Raw genomic sequence first — 17,600 nt, 5'->3', positions numbered from 1 at the left:
TCCCTCTTTCATTGCACGCTGCGCTGGATAAAGGCTGGCGTCAGATTGGCTGGCCCCTGCCTTGCTCACTCATCTCAAGTGACATTTATGAATGATTAGCCATAAAAGTGCTTATCTGAATGACATGACTCCAAAGGTGGCCTTGTATCTATCCGGCGTTTGACTCAAATACCTAGGGAGTCGAGCAGATCGTCGTGATCGTTGGCGACCGGGGCCGCTGCCTGAACCGGCTTCACCGCCTCCTGCTTGGCCTGGGCGATCAGCGCATCAGGATCCAGCTCCTCGTGATCCATCCCCTCATTGTGGATGCGGATGAACTCGGTTTTGTCCATCGCCAGCTCCAGATAGAAGATGTTGTTGCGGGCGGTGAAGAAGGTGACGCGGCGGGATTCCGGGCTGTCGAGATTGGTATCGACGCTCAGCATCACCTGCTTGTTGAGAGCCAGCATCTTGGGCTGATTCTGGGTGATATGGGTCTGCAGCTCCCGGCCTACCTTGACGGTGAAGCTGCCGACGATCTGGTTCATCAGCTCCCCCATCACATTGCTCACCTCGTCAGAGGTATGGGAGATGGCAAGATCCTCCTTGGAGAGTCCCATGCTGAGCATGTAGCTCTCATAGAGCTCCATGGCGGCAGCCGCGGAGAAGTTGATCACCACCAGACCGGAAAAACCGCCATCAAACAGCACGAAACAACCGATATCGGGCTTGAGACAGGTCTTGCTGATCCGCTGTACCATGCCGGAAAACCGCACCTGACTCATGGTCGCGGCACTCAAGACGTCCGTCACCGAATTGCACAGGCTGAGCAGCACATCCTCTGTGGTCAATACGGCATCGTCATCGGATCTTGTCACTATCATGGAACCTTCCTGAACATCGAAAATGGGCTTATCTATACCATAACTCTAACAGATGGCGCGGCCCGGAGACTGAAATAGCGACACGCCTCTCAGTTGACTCCGTTATCAGCAACCACAGGGGTGAAACCGCTCAGCTTGGCGAGCCTGGCACGCCATCTGTCGGCCTGCTGCGCCAAAACTGGTGGCTCGTAAGGCACGGCCGGATGAGCCCCCCAGATGGGGCCTGGCCAGGCGCGATCGGTGGCAAAGCGGGCGACATGATGGATATGGAGTTGCGGCACCAGATTGCCCAACGCCCCGATGTTGATCTTGTCTGGGCTGAGGGCCTGTTCCATCAGGGCGGCGACGGCGCAGGACTCCTGCATCAGCTGTTGCTGCTGCTCCGGCGCCAGATGGTGAATTTCCCGCAGGTTAGCCACGCGCGGCACCAGGATCAGCCAAGGGTATTGGCTGTCTTTGGCCAGCAACACGCGCGTGAGGGGAAAATCGCCAAGCCAGCAGGTATCGGCCTGCAGGCGTGGATGCAATTCAAACATGAATACCTCGTTGAGTACGATAAAGGAAGGCATCCGCAAGGGAGTGCCCACGTTACTGCAACGGGCGGCAAACTTAAAGCTGCGGCACGGCCCAACCGATAAAACGCTTGCGCAGGGCCGGATCGGCCTGAAGAAACAGCTGCTGCAACTGCCCCTCCAGCTCGCTGGCTGCCACAATGGGTTGCCCCCCACCGGCAAGCGTGGCCGCAGGCTGCTCAGCGACGGCCGTCAGCGCCGCCTTGCCAGCGCTGCGGTTGTACTCCGTAAGCTTGCCGTTCCAATCCACCCCAAGCAAGATGCCGCTGGTCACCAGTGCATCCTGCTGAATGGCGAGCGCCTGGCCATTCTCCTGCAGCGCCACCACCGGAGCCTTGGCATACGCCTGCATCCCCCGCTCGTCTCCCGGTACGCTGGCCGTCAGCTGCAAATGCTGATTACTGCCCTGATAGCGCACCACCTGCGGCTCGGAGCGTACCTGCCGGTCATTCTCGCTGCTGCTGCGACTGGTGATGACACCCTCGAAGCGCACCAGCAGTTGCTGCTCGCCATCCGGCAGGATGGCGTGCTGCTCGTCCTGCAGGGTGCCGCTGCTCACCGCGAGGATGCGGAAATTCTCCGGCACCTTCACTGCCACCTCCGCCTGCGCACTGCCCGTTGCCAAGACTGCACAGAGCAGCACAAACCCGGTAAACCCTCTATTGCTCTTCATGTCCGCTGATCTTCCTGATGTCGATGATGGGCGCAGGGTAGCAGCCGAAGATGACAGAAAAATAACGCGGCTCAGAGCAGGTAGTGGGGCCGCTCGGCAAACCACTGGGCCAGCACCTGCTTGAACAGCCGGATCTTGCGCGGCACCCGCCGCTGCTGGGCATGCAGCACATGAAGCTGATGCAGACCGCACTGCCACTCGTCGAGCACAGTCACCAGCTCCCCCGCTGCCAACGCGGACTCCACCAGCATCAGCGGGCACTTGGCATAGCCCATACCAGCGCGCGCCAGTTGCAACACAGTGCTGTAGTGGTTGGCCCGCACCTTGCCCTGCACCAGAATGCGGGCCTCTTCCCTCTCACGGATAAAGTGCCACTGCTCCCAGGCCGGATTGTGCCCCTGCAACAGGCAGCTGCGCCCGCTCAGCTCATAGGGAGTAGCTGGACGCCCCTCCCGCGCTACAAGCGCGGGGCTCGCCACCACCACATCCTTAAGTCGGCCAAGGGGGAGTGCGACCAGATTGTCCGGCACCTCACTCATGGCGCGCAGGGCGATGTCGTTCTCCCCCTGACTCAGGTCGACCATCTGGTTGGTGAAGTTGAGCTCCACCTCCACTCCCGGGCAGAGCGCGGCAAAGCTGGTCAGCAGCTCGCTCACCATGCGATCGCCGGTGCTGACCGGGCAGGTGAAACGCAGCCGGCCGCCATCCTCTTCGGTCAGCGCCTGGATATCCTGCTCCGCCTGCCGAGCCAGCGCGAAGATCTCTCCCGCCTGCTGGTAGAGGGTCTTGCCCGCCTCGGTCAGACTGAGGCGGCGGGTGGTGCGGTGCAACAGTTGTGCATTGAGGGAGGTCTCCAGCGCGCTGACGTGGCGGCTCAGCATCCCCTTACTCACCCCCAGCGTATCGGCAGCAGCCGAGAAACTGCCGCGCAGCACCACTTCATAAAAGCTGGCCAGATGGGCGCTGTTTGCCCAAGTGGGCCAGTTTGATGCGCTAGTCGTCGCCAGCGGTAGCGTGGCCTTCAACGGCCTGACCGAGATGACCGACGAACAGTGGCAGGTAGGGCTCCAGAGCAAGCTGATGGGCCAGATCAACCTGACCCGTGCCGCTATCCCCCACCTGAGCGACAAAGGTTCCATCACCCTGATCAGCGGCATCCTGAGCGAGGAGCCAATCAACTGGGGCGTGAGTGCCAGCACAGTCAACGGCGCCATCGATCACTTCGTCAAGGCCGCCGCCTGTGAATTGCCCCGCGGCCTTCGCATCAACACGGTAAGCCCCACCGTAGTGGAGGAGTCGATGGACAAATACGCCGACTTCTTCCCGGGCTTCGTGCCGGTGCCCGCCGCCAAGGTGGCGCAGGCTTACAAGAGGTCGGTGCTGGGCATCCAGACCGGTCAGGTGTTCAGGGTCAACGGCTGATAGCCGCCCCTTGCCGCCAGACCAGCAATAAAAACGAGCCCCGCAGCGGGGCCCGTCTGTTTGTCTGCCTCTCTCTTTCGCCACCGGCAAACGTTTGTTTTTCAGTGGCAAAAAAAGAGGGCAACCCTTAGTCGATCAGACCGTACTGATCGCGCAGCACCTCGATGATCTCCTGCTTGGGATTGGCAGAGCGCACCAGCTTGTGGCCGATGATCTTCTCGGCGATCCCGACGTAGGTGTTGGAGATATCCATCATCACTTCGGTGGGCAGCTTGTTATCACGAGCCAGGGCGAAACGTTCCGGCATGCGGTTCTTGTTGAGCAGGATGTCCGGATCCGGGAAGTGATTGAGCAGCCACTGACGGAAACCCTCTTTGGACTTCTCGACAATCTGACCATCGCGCAGGGCGGCGCCATCCCAGATGCGGGAGCTGTCGGGAGTACCTACTTCATCCATGTAGATCAGCTTCTCGTTGCCGGCGGCATCGTGGACGTAGCCAAACTCGAACTTGGTATCGACGAAGATCTGATCCAGCCCGGCCAGCGCGTCGCTGATGACGTTGAAGCCCTCTTTGAGCAGCACTTCGTAGCGGTCGATATCGGCCGGCTTGCTGAAGTTGAAGCCCTTGTAGTGGCGCTCGATATCGGCACGGGAGACGTTGACGTCATCGGCTTCCGGCACGCCATCAAGCCCTTTCAGCACGCCCTTGGTGGACGGGGTGATGAGGATTTCCGGCAGCTTCTGATCCTTTTTGAGCCCTTCCGGCAGGGTGATGCCGCAGAACTCGCGCTCGCCACCCTTGTAGGCGCGCCACATGGAGCCAGTGATGTATTGGCGGGCAATCGCCTCGATCATCACCGGACGGGCTTTTTGCACGATCCAGACGAAGGGGTGCGGAATATCCAGAATGTGGCTGTCGGCCAACCCCTTTTCCTTGAACAGCCTGAACCAGTGGCTGGAGATGGCGTTGAGCGCCGCCCCTTTGCCCGGCACGCCGTTCAGGCCATCCACACCTTGCCAGATGCAATCGAAGGCCGAGATGCGATCGCTGATCACCATGAGGGCGAGGGGCGCATCGGCCGGCACATCATAGCCTTTCTCTTTTATGAGCCGGGCACTGTCTTCGGGGGTCAACCAGTAGACGCTGCGCACTTTGCCGGAATGGACAGGTTTATCGGTACGGATCGGCAAATCGTCATTCACCGCCAATACTTGATCTGCAAGACTCATGGCTAATAACACTTCCTGTTTGTGGGTGTGGGGGGAACATCGCGAGTCCCTCACCCGCCTGCTCTGTTTGCAACGGGCTGGCAAGGGGGCTCACATCATCGAAAACCGGTCACAATTCCCCTCGTTTTCAGGGGAATTCTGATAACAAAACAGGGGCACAAGGCCCCTGTATCTATTCTGCTTTTGCTGCTGCCTGATCGGTCAGCCCCTTGGCGAATGCCTCGGACAGGCTGATATACATCTGGGAGATAACCCCGGACGATACCGGCTTCTTGTCCTTGTCGAACAGGGTGATGGAGGTCTTGCCTCCCGCCATTTCGCCAAGCTGGAAGCGGTATTTCTCCTCCTCCAGTTTGAACGGCTCGCTCCCTTTCGCCTTCCAGAACTCGGCGCCCGGCTCTTCGTACTCGACATCGATCCAGCCCAGTGACTGCTGGGTGTCCTTGATGATGAAACCGTAAGCGGGCAGTACCTGGTTGAGGTGACGCCACACCAGGTCAAAGGAGCCTTCGGCAATCCAGGCGCTCAGCTCGTTGTTATCCAGTCCCAACTGCAGACCCATGCCATCGTTGGACCTGTGCTGCTCGCGGGCTTTCAGCTGGCTATCGTAGTAGAGGGAGAACAGGTTCAGCACCCGCACAGCATAGCGCTGGGCATCGGCAGGGGTCAGCTTGTTGCTGATCTCACCGTCGACGCTATCTTCGTGATCCAGCACCCGAACCGAAACGTTGACGGCATGGCGCTGGGCATCGTTGCGCACGGTGAACTGATAACGCTGACGGATTTTGAAATCTTCGTCATCTTCACCCCAGCCATCGAGGGCGACCGTGTTGTCAAACCAGCCGGTCTGCAATACGCCGTCCTGCTGATCCAGCTTCTCAGTGGTGACCTTGTGTTTGGCCAGGAAATTCATCAGGAACGACCAGGTATCGTGCTCCACGCTATGGCTGGTGCTCAGCGCGTAGAAAGCGATGGTCGGCTCGCTGGCATTCTGCACCACCTGACTCCCCGGCACCACGGTCAGTAGCTGGGCGGGTGGGCGTACATCAACCTGGGCACCGAGGGCGCCTTCACGGCTACTCTCGGGAAGCGGCGGGATATCGTACTGGCTGTTGAAGGTGGGGGCGCTCAATCCTGCGGGGATCAAAAATGCACGGCCCTCGAGGCGGGCATCCTCATAATCGAAGTCGCGGTTGGCCATTTTGCGCTCCTGGGGCGTGCTACAACCGGCCAGAACGGCCACAGTCGCAACGCTCAGCACCAGACGGGCTCTATTTCCCTTTCCATTAGATTTAAACACTCGCCATCAACTCCGCTGTGGTCAGTGCTCGCGCCATCTGCTGCTCGCCCTCAGGGGTGAGGTCAACCAGCGGCAGACGCAAGGTGGCTGTTGCAATCAACCCCAGCTGGGCACAGGCCCATTTCACCGGGGTGGGGCTCGGTTCGCAGAACAGAGTCTTGTGCAACGGCATCAAGAGATTGTTGATGTCATGCGCCTGCCCGGCATCACCGGCCAGCGCAGCACGACACATGTCGGCCATCTGGGCCGCTGCAATATTGGTGGTAACCGAAATCACGCCATCGCCACCTTGCAGCATAAAATCACAACCCGTGGCATCATCGCCACTGTAGAGAGCAAACTCCGGCCCGCACAGCTCGCGCAGCAGCGGGGTGCGGCTCAAATCGCCGGTTGCCTCTTTCAAACCGATAATGCCGGGAACCCTGGCCAGACGAGCCACAGTCTCCGGTTTGAGATCGCAACAGGTGCGACCGGGCACATTATAAAGAATTTGAGGCAGACCACTAGCCTCGGCGATCGCACAATAGTGGCGATAGAGACCTTCCTGAGTGGGCTTGTTGTAATAAGGAGTTACTGAGAGACCCGCCACCACGCCGGTGTTGGCCAATCGTTTGGTCAATTCAATGGCGTGGGCGGTATGGTTGGAGCCGCAACCGGCGATGACGGGAATACGTCCGGCGGCATACTCAACGGTCTTTTCAACGACGGCGATATGCTCCTGCTCGCTCAGGGTCACCGATTCCCCTGTGGTCCCCACCGCAACAATGGCGCTGGTCCCGGCGCTGACATGATAGTCGACCAGTTTGGCCAGACTGGCCCAATCGACTTCACCCGAAGCCAGCATGGGGGTAACGAGCGCAACAATACTACCGCGTAACATGGACTTTTCTCCCGATTTTCAGGGGCGTAATGGTAAAGCTGCCCCCTTTGAAAAACAAGGGAGAGAGGGGGCAAGCCGTGATACCATCCGAAACAAAAAAGTAATGGACGAAAGTCGGCAGCGTCCCTCAGCCGGAGTGGCCATCAGGACCGGAGGATTGGCTTGCCACGGCGGCTTTCACAACGAAATAACGGACGAGAGAAGATTTATGACTCACTACCTGGTCGTAACGGCCATCGGCACGGACAGGCCTGGCATCGTCAATGAAGTGACCCGCCACGTCAGTGGCTGTGGTTGCAACATTGTGGATAGTCGCCTTGGCATCTTCGGCAATGAATTTACCTTTATCATGCTGCTCTCGGGCGACTGGAACAGCATGATGCAACTCGAAATCAGCCTGCCCCTGCGTAGCCAGGAGTGGGATCTCATCACCATGATGAAACGCACCGAACGCCACCACTCTCTGCAATATGACGTCCGCGCCAGTGCCGACCTGTTGATCCGCGACGAGCCTGGCATCGTAAGCCAGTGCACTCAGTTCTTCAGCGAACATGGCTGGAACATCCAGGCGATGCAATCCATGACCCTGGAACAGCAGCCGTTCAACCTGCTGAAGATCAGTTTTCAGCTCAATCTGGCCAGAGAGGGTGAAGTGGAAGGTTCGCAAACCGCCTTCGCAGATTTCTGTCGTCAACTGGGTGCCGAATCGTTCGAGTTTATCGTCAATCGCAAACACGCCTGAGGGCGTTTTACCCGAGGAGACCCCATGCAACCACGTCAAGCTGGCAGCCCCGCCCCCGATTTCTCCCTGCCCGACCAGAATGGCAATCAGGTCAGCCTCGCTGGCCTGCGCGGCAAACAAGTGCTGGTCTATTTCTATCCCAAGGCAATGACCCCCGGCTGCACCACCCAGGCCTGCAGCCTGCGTGATGTGAACGCCGAGCTGGCTGCCCTCAATGTGGTAGTGCTTGGCATCAGCCCGGATCCGGCCAAGCGCCTGAAAAAGTTCGAAGAGCGGGACCAGCTCAACTTCACCCTGCTGGCTGATGAAGACCACGCCGTCGCCGATGCCTTTGGCGTCTGGGGCCCGAAGAAGTTCATGGGCAAGGAGTATGACGGCATTCACCGCCAGAGCTTCCTGATCGACGAAGAGGGCCAGATTGCCCACCATTTCGACAAGTTCAAGACCAGCGATCACCATCAGGTGGTTCTGGATTTCCTCAAGGGGTAATACTCTCCTGCGTCATTGAAAGGCCTGCCATGCAGGCCTTTCTTGTCTGGCCAGCCGCCCCTTGCCAACGGATTTTTCTCACCAACTCCCCCCCCAGATCAAAAAATTCATTTTATATATGGGTTAACGTGACCCCAGCATCATCTTCCAGCGAGATATCCCATGAATATGAGTAACACAGAGCGTTTGATCCTGAGCAACCAGTACGAAATTCTGGCAAAACTCAATCCGGAGAAAGCGGACTTCTACCAGCGCGCCAGCACCATCATCGAGCGCGGCTACTGCCTGCAGATCCTCGAGCTGGAGAAGAGCTTCGGCCATCTGGATCTGGCGACTTGCCAGGAGGTGATCGATACCCTGGAGCTGCACCACGCGCTGACCATCTCATGGGGTAATCTGGATGCAGCCGCTCAGGGCGAGATCAACGCCAGCCGGCTGGAGTTCAACGGCTACAGCCGCAGCCAGGAGCGGGAGCTGGCCGACTACGTCTGCTTCCTGCTGGAAGTGGACAAGCGTTTCCCCGAACTCAAGTGCCCGTGCGACGAGCTCTCCAGCGACATCGCCATGCGCGACAAGTACCAACGGATGCTGCAGGTATGGCGTCAGTGCCCCCGTCAGTACAAGCTCTCCATTCAGGAGATCCGCAAGGTATTGGCGGCCTGATCCACGTACCGATCGCAACAAAAAAGGCGCCACAGGCGCCTTTTTGCATCTGAATCGGGTTATTCGTAGAGAAAGGATTTATCGAGCTGCTGGAAGGCGGCGTTGAGGGTGTCTGCCAGCTCCTCATAACGGGGTTGAGCCACCAGCTGACGACGCCCCCCCTGCTCGTTCATCTTGCCGTTGATCTCCCGATACCAGCTCGCCAGCGACGGGGGCAAGCGGGTGTCGGCCCGCTGACCAAGCCAGTAGTAACCCTGCAGCGGCAAACTGAACAGAAACAGCACAGAGGTGATGACGGAGGGCCAGTAGTGCAACTCGCCAAACTGGAACTGCAGCATGACGCTTAACACAGCCAGCGCCGGGATCACCTTGAGGGCGAACTCGGTCGCCTTGATCACCCGATTTTCAGGAAACATCGAATTGAGCTCGGGACGGCGCGGCCAAAGCGTCATATAATGGCGGCCTTGCTGTAATTTAGTTCCAAAAATGTTCATGCTCATACTACCTCCGAGCGCTTTTTGAACGTATCAACGGCAAAACCTCGACAAAATTTGATGCTAAGTAACAAAGATTGAGGATGACTTTGTTATTTTTCAACAATCGGGTTATCCTTTGTACGCCCATTTTTGCGTCAAAAGCGTCTTGCTATTGACCTGTCAGGGACGTCTGGATTTCGGGTCTTGTATCACTATACAAGGGGCAAGCAACATATTGCCAACCCTCATAAGGATAAGTTGAAAGTTTTTGGGCGCATCGTGTCCAACGCATCCGCCTACACAACCCAATCTGCGATAGGATTTATTCATGAGTAAGCTGGTTCTTGTTCTTAACTGTGGCAGCTCTTCCCTGAAGTTTGCTGTCATTGACGCAACCACCGGTGATGACCTGCTGTCCGGCCTGGCCGAGTGCTTCAACCTCGACGACGCCCGCATCAAGTGGAAACTGAATGGCGAGAAAGGCAGTGCCGATCTGGGCGCGGGTGCTGCTCACCAGGAGGCGCTGGACTTCATCGTCAACAAGATCCTGCCGCTCAATCCGGAACTGGCCAAGAACCTGACCGCCATCGGTCACCGCGTGGTACACGGCGGTGAGCGTTTCACCTCCTCCGTGCGCATCTGTGACGACGTGATCGCCGGTATCGAAGCTGCCGTGCCATACGCACCGCTTCACAATCCGGCTCACCTGATCGGTATCCGTGAAGCCCGCCGCGTATTCCCGGCCCTGGCTGACAAGAACGTGGCCGTATTCGATACCGCATTCCACCAGACCATGCCGGAAGAAGCCTTCCTGTATGCCCTGCCGTACAAGCTCTACAAAGAGAACGGCATCCGTCGCTACGGCGCCCACGGCACCAGCCACTACTACATCAGCCTGGAAGCCGCCAAACAGCTGAACAAGCCGGTTTCCGATCTGAACATCATCAACTGCCACTTGGGCAACGGTGGTTCCGTCTGTGCCATCAAGAACGGCAAATCCGTTGACACCTCCATGGGTCTGACCCCGCTGGAAGGCCTGGTGATGGGTACCCGTTCCGGTGATCTGGATCCGGCCATCATCTTCTTCCTGCACGACAAGCTGGGCATGAGCGTCGATCAGATTAACACCATGCTGACCAAGGAGTCCGGCCTGCTGGGTCTGACCGAAGTGACCTCCGACTGCCGTTTCGTTGAAGACAACTACGACAGCAAAGAAGAGGCCAAGCGCGCCATGGACGTTTACTGCTACCGTCTGGCCAAGTACATCGGTGCCTACGCCGCCGCCATGGACGGTCGTCTGGATGCCGTGGTCTTCACCGGTGGTATCGGTGAAAACTCTGCACCAATCCGTGAAATCACCCTGAACAAACTGGGTCTGCTGGGCTTTGACGTCGATCACGATGCCAACCTGGCCGCCCGTTTCGGCAAGGGTGGCGAGATCACCAAGGCTGGCTCTACCAAGGCTCTGGTTATCCCCACCAATGAAGAGTGGGTTATCGCCCACGACGCGCTGGAACTGGTCGGCGCTTAATTGACGCAGTAACTCGAGGCCGCCCACCAGGGCGGCCTTTTCCTGATCCCAAAAATGAACAAGGGGTATAAAGTGGCACGCACTATTATGCTTATCCCGGTCGGCACTGGTGTCGGCGTAACTTCCGTGAGTCTTGGCGTTGTTCGCGCCATGGAACGCCACGGTGTCAATATCAGCTTCTTCAAACCAGTCGCTCAGCCGCGTCCGGGTGAAACCGGTGCCGAGCGATCCACTGCCGTGATCCGCGCAGCTGCCAACATCAACCCGCCCGAGCCGTTCACCCTCTCCTACGCCGAGAACATGATCAGCTCCAGCAACACCGATATTCTGCTGGAAGAGATCGTGGCCCGCTTCGAAGAACACGTGAAGAGCAGCGGTGCCGAAGTGCTGGTTGTCGAAGGTATGGTGCCGACCGACAAGCAGCCCTTTGCCAACAAGCTAAACTACGACGTCGCCAAGGCGCTGGACGCTGACATGGTATTCGTGACCCACCCGGGCCATGACTCCAGCCAGAAGCTGAAAGAGCGCATCGAGCTGGCCTGCTCCAACTTCGGTGGCGTCAGCAACCCCCGCATCGTCGGTTGCGTCATCAACAAGGTGGGCGCACCGGTTGACGAGCATGGCGTAACCCGCCCTGATCTGACCGAGATGTTCGAAGCCCATCACCACGCCTCTGACGCGGCTCACAACCTGGAAGTGCTGCAAGTGTTCGGCAAGAGCCCGCTGCGCATCCTGGGTTGCATCCCCTGGAACACCCAGCTGATCGCCCCGCGCGCCAAGGATCTCGCCCAGCATCTGGCCGCCAAGATCCTGCACAAGGGTGAGCTGGACAGCCGTCGCCTGCAGACCGTGACCTTCTGTGCCCGCTCCATCCACAACATGGTTGAGCACTTCCGTCCGGGCAGCCTGCTGGTGACCTCTGGCGACCGCTCTGACGTCATCGTCTCTGCCTGCCTCTCCGCCATGAACGGCGTCAAGCTGGGCGCCCTGCTGCTGACCGGTAACTACCATCCGGAGCCCCAGGTAATGGCGCTGTGCCAACAAGCCATGGCCACCGGCCTGCCGATCATGATGACCGGCACCAACACCTGGCAAACCGCCGTCAGCCTGCAGAACTTCAACGTCGATATTCCGGAAGATGACCGCGAGCGTATCGAACTGGTACAGGACTATGTGGCAGGTCACATCGACAAGCACTGGATCGAATCGCTGACTGTCAGCTCTACGCGCTCCCGTCGCTTGAGCCCGCCGGCGTTCCGTTATCAACTGACCGAGCTGGCCCGTCAGGCCAACAAGCGTGTCGTGCTGCCGGAAGGCGACGAGCCGCGCACCATCAAGGCTGCCGCCATCTGTGCCGAGCGTGGCATCGCCCGCCCGGTGCTGCTGGGCAACCCGGAAGAGATCCGTCGTGTCGCCGAACAGCAGGGTGTGGTACTGACCGATCGCGTCGAGATCATCGATCCGGTTGCCGTACGCGAGCGCTATGTGCCGCGTCTGGTCGAGCTGCGCAAGAACAAGGGCATGACCGAAGTGGTTGCCCGCGAGCAGCTGGAAGACAACGTGGTACTGGGCACCATGATGCTGGAGCGCAATGAAGTTGACGGCCTGGTTTCCGGCGCGGTGCACACCACGGCCAACACCATTCGTCCGCCGATGCAGATCATCAAGACAGCGCCGGGCTCTTCCCTGATCTCCTCCATCTTCTTTATGCTGCTGCCGGATCAGGTACTGGTCTACGGTGACTGCGCGATCAACCCGGATCCGACTGCCGAGCAGCTGGCCGAGATCGCCATCCAGTCCGCCGACTCTGCTGCCGCTTTCGGCATCGAGCCGCGCGTGGCCATGATCTCCTACTCTACCGGTACCTCTGGCGCCGGTGCCGACGTAGAGAAAGTGCGTGAAGCGACCGAGCTGGCCAAGGCCAAGCGTCCCGACCTCATCATCGACGGTCCGCTGCAGTACGACGCGGCCATCATGGAGAACGTGGCCAAGTCGAAGGCGCCGAACTCACCGGTTGCCGGTAAAGCCACCGTGTTCGTGTTCCCTGACCTGAACACCGGTAACACCACTTACAAAGCGGTACAGCGCTCCGCTGACCTGGTCTCCATCGGCCCGATGCTGCAAGGCATGCGCAAGCCGGTCAACGACCTCTCCCGCGGTGCCCTGGTTGACGACATCGTCTACACCATCGCCCTGACCGGTATCCAGGCAGCTCAGGCTGACGAACAAGCCTAATCAGCATTAGCCTGCAATATGCGATCAGAAAGGCTGCTCACCCAAGGTGAGCAGCCTTTTTTATTGGTTCTCGTTTGAAAATCAGCAAAACATGCTATCAGCGCATGTGTGACGCAGAATTATGCTATGTGGGCCGCGGGCGATGATTTGAGCAGTGCATCGCGGGAAAGCATACTCGCCACCTCAAAGATGCGTATGAAATATATTCAAGATCATAAGGTTGGATATACGAAAGCATTCATAACAGAGCGCTTATAGCAAATTTTTCACCATCGGCATGAGAATTTGACCTGTCAGATATAGCAGTAAAAAAGACCCGCTCGATACGCTATTCGTCAATGTGCCGCTTGGCAACATCCACATCAAGGAGGAATGGAAATGCTGATGAAGAAGCTCTCTGCAGTCATGCTGCTGGCCTGCTTGCCCCTGTTTAGCCAACTCGTGTTGGCGGCAGATAAGGCCGTGCCCAAACAAACAACCACAACCGCGGTTGCCAAGGAGGAGGGCAAACTGAATATCAATACGGCCACCCTTGCCGAACTCACTAACCTGAAAGGAATTGGCGACAAAAAGGCACAGGCCATCATCGACTATCGTGAAAAACAGGGAAAGTTCACCTCGATCGATCAACTGGCCGATGTAAATGGCATCGGTCCGGCCACGCTGGAAGCCAATCGTGACATGATCATCGTCAAATAACGCCCGAGCTCTGCATATACAAATGGGGTAGCCTGTGGCTGCCCCATTTTTCTTGGAGTATCATGACCGCACTTTAATCTCTCTGGATAGCTCCCGATGAAAAAGACTCCTCTGACAGTTCGCAAGGCCGTACTCCCGGTAGCCGGTCTGGGTACCCGTATGCTGCCAGCCACCAAGGCCATTCCGAAAGAGATGCTGCCGGTGGTCGACAAACCGTTGATCCAGTATGTGGTGCGCGAAGCCATCGCCGCCGGGATCAAGGAGATCATTCTGGTCACCCACTCCAGCAAGAACTCCATCGAAAACCACTTCGACAAGAGCTTCGAACTGGAAGCAACCCTCGAGAAGCGGGTCAAACGCCAACTGCTGGAAGAGGTGCAACAGATCTGCCCGAAAGACGTCACCATCATGCAGGTCCGCCAGGGCGAGGCCAAAGGGCTGGGTCACGCAGTACTGTGCGCCCGTCCACTGATCGGTGACAACCCCTTCGCCGTGCTGCTGCCGGATGTGCTGATTGACGACGTCGCCAGCGATCCGAAAAAAGACAACCTGGCAGAGATGGTGCGTATGTACGAAGAGAACCAGTTCAGCCAGATCATGGTGGAAGCGGTTCCCGAGAGCGAAGTAGATAAGTACGGCATCGCCGACATCAAGGGCGAGGCGCTGAGCGAGGGGATGTCTCTGCCGATGCAGGCCATTGTCGAGAAGCCACCCCGGGACGAAGCCCCCTCCAATCTGGCAGTCGTGGGTCGTTATGTGCTCTCTTCCAATATCTGGCCGCTGCTGGAAAAGACCCCGGCCGGTGCCGGCGACGAGATCCAGCTGACCGACGCCATCGCCATGCTGATGGAACAAGAGCAGGTGAACGCCTACTTCATGAAGGGCAAGAGCCACGATTGCGGCAGCAAGCTCGGCTATATGAAAGCCAATGTGGAATATGCCGTGCGCCATCAGGAGTTGAATGGTGAATTCATCGGCTGGCTGAAGCAGTTCGTCAAGCAGTTGTAATCGCTGATAAATATCTTTTTTATAGACGCATTTAAGGGGCATCAAATGATGCTTCTTTTCATTTTTTAAACATAAAATCAATCAATCGCAAATAAACTCTCAGCAAATCATAATGTTGTAATTTATTCACACATGCTCTATAAGGATTGAGGCGTGTTCCTCGCCCTTGCATAAAAAACTCAAAAAAATATAAAACACAGGTGGAAGTTCCAATGAATAACCCGTCAAAAGGGACCTTTTTAGGTCACCCTAAAGGGCTTTTTTTGCTCTTTAGTACCGAACTGTGGGAGAGATTCTCCTATTACGGCATGCGTGCCGTGCTGGTGCTCTATCTGACTGACCTGACAGCCAACGGCGGTCTAGGCTGGAGTCAGACAGATGCTCTGAAACTCTACGGTATCTATACCGGTCTGGTTTATATCACTCCGCTGATCGGCGGCTGGCTGGCTGACACCTTCCTGGGTCAGCGCCGCGCCATCCTGATCGGTGCAGTGCTGATGGCCGCAGGTCAGTTCACCCTGGCGCTGCCCCACGCCATGTTCCCGGATATGGTCAACACCATGTTCTACGCCGGCCTCGCGCTGCTGATCGTCGGTAACGGCCTGTTCAAACCGAACATCTCCACCATGGTGGGTGACCTCTATGAAGAGGGCGATCACCGCCGTGATGGTGCCTTCACCATCTTCTACATGGGCATCAACCTGGGTTCCCTGCTGGCAGGTGTGATCTGTGGTACTGCCGCCACGGCCTACGGCTGGCAAGCTGCCTTCGTCGGCGCCGGCATCGGCATGCTGCTCTCTCTGGTGATCCAGGCCACCATGGCCCAGCGCTTCCTGGGTGACATTGGTCGCGTCACTGCCGCCCAACGTGCCGCGGCATTGCGTACCCATGAGCAGAAAGCGCCGCTGACCAAGCAGGAAGTGGATCGCATCAAGGTCATCCTGGTACTGGGTCTGTTTACCATCATCTTCTGGGCCGGTTTCGAACAGGCCGGTGGTCTGATGAACATCTACACCCAGGAGTATACCGATCGCATGATCGGCAGCTTCGAAGTGCCGACCGCCTGGTTCCAGTCCCTGAACCCCTTCTTTATCATCACCCTGGCACCGATCGTGGCCGCCATCTGGATCAAGCTCGGCAAGAAAGAGCCGAACTCGCCGGTCAAGTTCGCCATGGGCCTGCTGTTCCTGGCTGTCGGCTTCCTGTTCATGGTGGGAGCCGTGCTGCAGCAAGGGGGTGACCAGACCGTCAAGACCTCCATGTTCTGGCTGGTGGGTGCTTACCTGTTCCACACCCTGGGCGAGCTCTGCCTCTCCCCGATCGGTCTCTCCATGGTGACCAAGCTGGCTCCGCTGCGTCTGGCCTCCCTGATGATGGGTGCCTGGTTCGGCTTCGTTGCCCTGGCCAACTATGCAGCCGGCTTTATCGGCTCCTTCGTGGGTGAAGCGGGCCCGATCGCTATCTTTGGTGGCATCGCCCTGGCTGCGGTACTGAGCGCCCTGATCCTGCTGACCATGGCCAACCGCCTGGTCTACTGGATGCACGGTGCCGAAGGCTCTGCCAAAGAGCCGCTGGCTCAAGAGAAGAAACTGCAGTCCGCCGCCGTCTAAACGGTCAAGATTGTAAACAACAGACAGGGCGCCCATTGGGCGCCCTGTCTGTTTTGGTCTGCCGTAGGCCACCTCAGTGATGACGTACCTGCACATCGAGCGCACTGCCGCTGTCACTGCGAAACTGCAGGTCGAATGGTTCATGCCAGCTACGTTTGTGCAGGGGGTAGTGGCTGCTGCGCATCAACCCCAGAGGCAGACCTCCACAGCGCATCAACCAGCGGGGCGATGTGAGCCCGGCATTGGCGAATATCAACCCATCGTGCTGATCAAACAGCAACGCCGCCATGGCAAAAGAGTGACGCAGACCGGACGCCATCAACTGATGGTTGAGGTAGTCGAGCAAGCGGTGAGGCTGGCTGAGCAAACGGCTCTCGTTTTGTTGAAACTGGCGGTAGGGGACGTTCATCAGGGAGCGCACCAGCGCACCACAAAATGCGGCATCCATCCCCATGATGGGCAGCTCCATCACCAGCACCAGCAGCTTGTCATCCACCTTGAAGGTATCGGGAATAAACAGCTGCCCCAGTCCTTTGAATGTGACCTGCCAGGGGCCCCACTCCTGCAAGCCCGGCGGCTTTAGCCCCGCCAGCAGGCGGCTGGCAGCCCGATCGTGCGCACTGAAATAATCCATATGTGCCATCAACTCCAACTGGTGAGCGCGAATGGCGTCGCCACCAAGGCACTGCTCAATACTGCGCTCAACCAGGGAGAAGCTCTCAAATGGCTTGAGCAAGTAATCCCGAGCACCGGCACGCAAGGCACGGGCAACCGCCTCCATATTACTCTGGGCTGAGATGACGATAACCGGAAGTTGGGGGTAGCGGGCAGAGAGGCAGGCTATCACCTCACAGCCATCCATATTGGGTATATTGAGATCGCACAGCACCACGTCGGGATGATAAATCGCAGCGGCTGACAACCCTTCAATCCCATCCTCAGCCTGAAATACTGTTGCCCCGTCCCGCGCGAGGTAACTCACTAACGAGTGGCGAAAAACCGCTTCGTCTTCCACCACCAGGATCCGCAGCCCGGGTTTTGGCATGTTGACAAAAACCTTATGAGTCAATTGTTTATTTAAGTAATAAGACTAGCCCAAATCAGCAGGAATGGTGTGAACATTGCGTCAAAAACAGCGGAATTTGCTAACCTTCATACCAGAAGAGTGCAAGCTGCTGGATTGTCGAAATAATCTCTACCCCTGCC

17 protein-coding genes and 1 pseudogene are annotated in these 17,600 nt (G+C 57.9%); 9 read left to right on the top strand and 9 right to left on the bottom strand.

Annotated features, from left to right (window positions below):
- Window positions 1-164: 164 nt before the first annotated feature.
- From BN1125_RS02290 to BN1125_RS02275, 4 genes are all read right to left on the bottom strand, one after another.
- On the bottom strand, window positions 165-863 hold the full coding sequence (locus BN1125_RS02290; protein WP_042010433.1) for a DUF3334 family protein: 699 nt from the start codon (window positions 861-863) through the stop codon (window positions 165-167).
- 89 nt (window positions 864-952) lie between these two features.
- Entirely contained in the window at window positions 953-1,399 is a 447-nt protein-coding gene (locus BN1125_RS02285) for an HIT domain-containing protein (RefSeq protein ID WP_042010431.1), read from the bottom strand.
- A gap of 73 nt (window positions 1,400-1,472) precedes the next feature.
- The gene (locus tag BN1125_RS02280; protein WP_042010429.1) at window positions 1,473-2,108 is read right to left on the bottom strand and encodes a DUF2057 domain-containing protein; all 636 of its coding nucleotides are present in this window, start codon (window positions 2,106-2,108) and stop codon (window positions 1,473-1,475) included.
- A 71-nt stretch (window positions 2,109-2,179) separates the two neighbouring features.
- Complete coding sequence (locus tag BN1125_RS02275; RefSeq protein ID WP_042010725.1) at window positions 2,180-3,115, bottom strand: LysR family transcriptional regulator; 936 nt, start codon at window positions 3,113-3,115, stop codon at window positions 2,180-2,182.
- Between BN1125_RS02275 and BN1125_RS02270 the strand changes: the two are divergent.
- Window positions 3,069-3,530 (top strand): annotated as a pseudogene (locus tag BN1125_RS02270) (short chain dehydrogenase); the annotation flags it as partial. The gene BN1125_RS02275 and the pseudogene BN1125_RS02270 overlap by 47 nt on opposite strands.
- A 127-nt stretch (window positions 3,531-3,657) precedes the next feature.
- On the opposite strand, the gene BN1125_RS02265 reads toward BN1125_RS02270, so the two are convergent.
- The 3 genes from BN1125_RS02265 to dapA all read right to left on the bottom strand — a co-directional run bounded on the left by BN1125_RS02265 (window position 3,658) and on the right by dapA (window position 6,941).
- A complete protein-coding gene (locus BN1125_RS02265) occupies window positions 3,658-4,761 on the bottom strand; it encodes a phosphoribosylaminoimidazolesuccinocarboxamide synthase (protein WP_042010428.1) in 1,104 nt (367 codons plus the stop codon).
- Window positions 4,762-4,933: 172 nt separating this feature from the next.
- Window positions 4,934-6,061: an outer membrane protein assembly factor BamC gene (bamC, locus tag BN1125_RS02260; RefSeq protein ID WP_042010426.1), complete on the bottom strand. Its 1,128-nt coding sequence runs from the start codon at window positions 6,059-6,061 to the stop codon at window positions 4,934-4,936.
- On the bottom strand, window positions 6,054-6,941 hold the full coding sequence (gene dapA / locus BN1125_RS02255; protein WP_042010424.1) for a 4-hydroxy-tetrahydrodipicolinate synthase: 888 nt from the start codon (window positions 6,939-6,941) through the stop codon (window positions 6,054-6,056). Before dapA ends, bamC begins: the two co-directional genes overlap by 8 nt.
- A 208-nt stretch (window positions 6,942-7,149) precedes the next feature.
- Here dapA and BN1125_RS02250 point away from each other — a divergent pair, with 208 nt between their 5' ends.
- From BN1125_RS02250 to BN1125_RS02240, 3 genes are all read left to right on the top strand, one after another.
- Window positions 7,150-7,683 carry a glycine cleavage system transcriptional repressor gene (locus tag BN1125_RS02250; RefSeq protein WP_042010423.1) on the top strand — a complete coding sequence of 178 codons (534 nt, stop codon included), beginning with the start codon at window positions 7,150-7,152 and terminating at the stop codon, window positions 7,681-7,683.
- Between the two features lie 24 nt (window positions 7,684-7,707).
- Window positions 7,708-8,172, top strand: a complete 465-nt coding sequence (bcp, locus tag BN1125_RS02245; protein ID WP_042010422.1) for a thioredoxin-dependent thiol peroxidase — start codon at window positions 7,708-7,710, stop codon at window positions 8,170-8,172.
- A 162-nt stretch (window positions 8,173-8,334) separates the two neighbouring features.
- On the top strand, window positions 8,335-8,835 hold the full coding sequence (locus BN1125_RS02240) for a YfbU family protein (protein ID WP_042010421.1): 501 nt from the start codon (window positions 8,335-8,337) through the stop codon (window positions 8,833-8,835).
- A gap of 59 nt (window positions 8,836-8,894) precedes the next feature.
- Here the strand turns inward: BN1125_RS02240 and yfbV are convergent, their stop codons facing one another.
- On the bottom strand, window positions 8,895-9,335 hold the full coding sequence (yfbV, locus tag BN1125_RS02235) for a terminus macrodomain insulation protein YfbV (RefSeq protein ID WP_042010420.1): 441 nt from the start codon (window positions 9,333-9,335) through the stop codon (window positions 8,895-8,897).
- A gap of 304 nt (window positions 9,336-9,639) precedes the next feature.
- Here yfbV and BN1125_RS02230 point away from each other — a divergent pair, with 304 nt between their 5' ends.
- The 5 genes from BN1125_RS02230 (at window position 9,640) to BN1125_RS02210 (ending at window position 16,394) form a co-directional block, all read left to right on the top strand.
- Window positions 9,640-10,842, top strand: coding sequence for an acetate kinase (locus BN1125_RS02230; protein ID WP_042010418.1), 1,203 nt, complete (start codon window positions 9,640-9,642; stop codon window positions 10,840-10,842).
- A gap of 54 nt (window positions 10,843-10,896) precedes the next feature.
- Window positions 10,897-13,077: a phosphate acetyltransferase gene (gene pta / locus BN1125_RS02225; RefSeq protein ID WP_042010417.1), complete on the top strand. Its 2,181-nt coding sequence runs from the start codon at window positions 10,897-10,899 to the stop codon at window positions 13,075-13,077.
- 378 nt (window positions 13,078-13,455) lie between these two features.
- Window positions 13,456-13,776, top strand: coding sequence for a ComEA family DNA-binding protein (locus BN1125_RS02220; protein WP_042010413.1), 321 nt, complete (start codon window positions 13,456-13,458; stop codon window positions 13,774-13,776).
- A gap of 96 nt (window positions 13,777-13,872) precedes the next feature.
- Window positions 13,873-14,784, top strand: coding sequence for a UTP--glucose-1-phosphate uridylyltransferase GalU (gene galU / locus BN1125_RS02215; RefSeq protein ID WP_042010411.1), 912 nt, complete (start codon window positions 13,873-13,875; stop codon window positions 14,782-14,784).
- 212 nt (window positions 14,785-14,996) lie between these two features.
- The gene (locus BN1125_RS02210; protein WP_042010410.1) at window positions 14,997-16,394 is read left to right on the top strand and encodes a peptide MFS transporter; all 1,398 of its coding nucleotides are present in this window, start codon (window positions 14,997-14,999) and stop codon (window positions 16,392-16,394) included.
- Window positions 16,395-16,467: 73 nt separating this feature from the next.
- Here the strand turns inward: BN1125_RS02210 and BN1125_RS02205 are convergent, their stop codons facing one another.
- On the bottom strand, window positions 16,468-17,439 hold the full coding sequence (locus BN1125_RS02205; RefSeq protein WP_042010408.1) for a response regulator: 972 nt from the start codon (window positions 17,437-17,439) through the stop codon (window positions 16,468-16,470).
- Window positions 17,440-17,600 lie beyond the last annotated feature (161 nt).

This window comes from Aeromonas fluvialis (assembly GCF_000819885.1).
Lineage (GTDB): Bacteria > Pseudomonadota > Gammaproteobacteria > Enterobacterales > Aeromonadaceae > Aeromonas > Aeromonas fluvialis.
The sequence above is the reverse complement of the archived record's forward strand: the minus strand, read 5'-3'. Positions and strand labels throughout refer to the sequence as shown.